General features: G+C 40.8%; 3 protein-coding genes. All 3 read right to left on the reverse strand.

The genetic code is table 11. The features are described from left to right. Positions 1-358: hypothetical protein (locus tag CBG25_RS12120; protein WP_290606904.1), on the reverse strand; the 358-nt coding region annotated here is incomplete at its 3' end. Between the two features lie 181 nt (positions 359-539). Then, positions 540-998: a hypothetical protein gene (locus CBG25_RS12125; protein WP_290606906.1), complete on the reverse strand. Its 459-nt coding sequence runs from the start codon at positions 996-998 to the stop codon at positions 540-542. Next, a complete protein-coding gene (locus tag CBG25_RS12130) occupies positions 995-1936 on the reverse strand; it encodes a replication initiator protein A (protein WP_290606907.1) in 942 nt (313 codons plus the stop codon). The genes CBG25_RS12125 and CBG25_RS12130 overlap by 4 nt, the downstream gene beginning before the upstream one ends. Positions 1937-3202: the final 1266 nt, after the last annotated feature.

The following is a 3202-nucleotide window of genomic DNA, read 5'->3' on the forward strand; positions in this document are numbered from 1 at the left end:
CCGTATTGACCGCATTTCTTGCACGGCGTAATTCTTCCACTTCCTCATCCAGAAGAACAGGCTCCGTCGTCATGGCAAGATTTAACATAAACCGGATTTCTTTAGCCACTGACCAGTGCCGGGAATCCGCTTGCAGTGTTAACTGATTAAGCATCTCATCAGATAAACGGATTTGCCTCACATTTGATAATGGCGATTCTTTGCTGGAAATGGTATCGACGTCTGTCGTATGTTGAGAAATAATTTTATTGGCAATGGCAGAAAAAAAAGCAGTGGGGGTTTTACCACTTAACTTTATTATCGCATCCTTTAATTTGGTATAATTACCGTTCTCTATTCTAAAACTGATAAATTTCATTCTTCCTCCAAAAACCCCGTGTAGCGGCTGGCGAGAGCTACAAATGTGCACATTTGTAGTGGCTTTGTGGCCTAGATTTATTCATCTTGATACTCAATATTCTATCGTTACTGTGGGCATAGGTGAAGCAGATAGGCATGCAAAACTACGCATAAGCAAACTGGTGTAGAGACATACGACGTTACCCATCATTCGCAACCTGTCTGCTTTCATCATCCTTGATTTTAGCCTCTTTGTCCCAGATACCAAGTAGTCGATGGAACGGCATCACATCATTTAGAAAAGTGATTAATGCCTCGCCCAATAAAGCAATAATACAAACTGCCGCAAGGATTGGAAGGGTATAGTTATTAGGTGCAATAAAATGTTTTCCAAGATGGAAGTAAGTGACAAGACAAATCCCCCCACCAAGAAAAATTATCACGCCTTTAAATCCATACAGTAGCGCAAGTAGAATACCGGTTACCGTGTGTAAGCTACTGGCAATCACAAGTCGAATCGAAAACCAAACCCAATGAATACCTTTTGAAAAAAGCTTTAAAAATTTGGCAAAAAAACGCTTCCGTTTTGATTGAGAAGCCGCTTTTTTTACGGCCTCTCTCTGCTTCCCTTGTGGGAATTGATAAACATTATTTTTCATTTTCCACCTCGCTTAGTTGCCAATGAATTTTTTAACTTATAAATTTCCCGCTTACCTTTTTCCCGTTGTTGCTCTTTCTCTTCCTGCTCCGGCGTCAGATTGCGGTTATTAAAAATCACCATATCCGCTTTGGCATCGTAACGAATACTGTAATCGGGCAAGTCGTTCACCTTAGCCAGTTGTTTAATATTATGCCTGAACATTTTCAACAATGCGGTACTCCCCGTTTTTAAATGCAGTTTTTCAAGGGATATCGTAAACTCCCCCTGATTACCACAATGCTTACGGGCTATTTCATAAAGTCGCCTATCTATTGCTTTTCGGATACGGAAGTAATCGGGACTAATTTTTAGCATTTTCTTTTTATGTAATGCTTGATAGAGCCAGTCCGGTAAGGTGACTTCTATCATACCAATATCAAGATTACCTTTCTTTTCTTCAAGAATCCGCCAACTATCAATAAGACCAAAGCCTATTGATTCCTGTTTTTCATCAGAATATACAATGTTCGTTGTTATTCTTGTACCAGCCAATCTTTTTAAAGACTTTTCTAATTCATTATATGTTCTACCGCCTATTTCTCTATTCGTAGTCACTAAAAAATCATAAGGCGTAAAACAAATAGTTCGGCTTATCTCCTCATTATTATTCATGGCTTCCTGTAACTTGGATATACTATAAATCCAAACATCCTTATCAAAGATAGTTGCCATACCTGATGATGTCGGTTCTACAGTAACAGTGATATTTCCATTTTTATATTTTCTAGTCTTTGTATCCCCTCCCTTCATAGCAAAAAAAGGATGCTCCATGCTTGCCATTTCATCTCTAAAACTTGAAAGCTCAACCTCATCGGCAATAAAAAACTCCAGTTCATGTTTACGGGGGCGTAACGTTCTCAAGTTGCTTACTCTCTGATTAATTGTATGATTTACCATAGCCTCAATCCTGCGTTATCAGGGTTGCTGGTAAGAGTCAGTGCAGAGTGACCGCTCTGCACTGACTCGTTCGTTTTGGGATTTAAAAACCCATAAAAAACCTCAAAATACTGGGTTTTAAAAACCAAAATACTGGGTTTTAAAAACCAAGTCAATAAACATGGTAAAAATCGCATGAAAAATGTCCTTTTTATGTGGATAACATAGGTTTCAAGCTGGGATTTAGAAACCAAAGTACTGGGATTTAAAAACCAAATACTGGGATTTAAAAACCAACAGGTCGTAAAACTTATTGTATTTCATATACCTACAGCCAAAAAAATCCCTTTAACTCTTTTAACTTATACATAACTAATCTTTTAACCGGGCTTCACCCCCTTGAGCCTGTGGATAACTTCACTTATAGAAATCCGCCAGTGGCTAAATTTTTACTCTTTCCTGATAAAACCCTCCGTGCCAGTCTCAAACATTAGTGTGAACGTGCTTCAATCAGCCTTGGGTGATCTTCCGCTTCCTCGCTTTGGCTGTTCGTTCCTCGTCGCTACGCGCCTGCGGTACGCCTCAGCCAAAGACTGCGGCGAGCGGAGGGAGATACAAAGACTTATCCTTTTTCGATTTTAAAACCCCTAGAAAGCCTGTAGCGGCGTTTTCTCGGTTTTAGATGCCCGTTAGGGCATACTAGGCGCGAAAATCGCTTACAGAGATGTACAGGGGCTTCTGCGCGCCGATGCGTGAGCGAAGCGAACTACAGAGCCAACAGAGATCACGGAACCGCGCTTGCGCCCCTGCTAAGCGGGTTTTAGGCGTGGCGAGCTGTGCGAGTCATGCCAATTACGAACTATCCGCGACGCAATGGTTGAATAGGTATCGACAGTGCAAAAGAGTCATTCGGAAAAATACATTAACTCTACGTTATACCCCTCTGTAATCAATGCAGAGCGCTGGTAAGTTATGATTAGCCCGTTTCTACGTCTAACAGAACGAAAACCACTCCACGGACTTTTTAGGCCGCTTAAAACCGATTTTTCTGATCAGTCAGTCTGCGGATATGACAAAACACCGCTAATACGGACTATCCGGAAAAAGCACAAAAAGGCTTGACGCCTAGAAATTTCAAAGATCCTGAGGCCGTATGAAATAGGGATCACAGTCGGTAAGATTTGCTGTTTTTTTCAGCACAAGAGGGAGTGAGATCATTATTTGTTGGCTAATCGACTGATTTTTGAACGAATTTGCTGAATTCAGGCAGATCTTCCCTGCATTACA

This window comes from Arsenophonus sp. ENCA (genome assembly GCF_002287155.1).
GTDB lineage: Bacteria > Pseudomonadota > Gammaproteobacteria > Enterobacterales > Enterobacteriaceae > Arsenophonus > Arsenophonus nilaparvatae.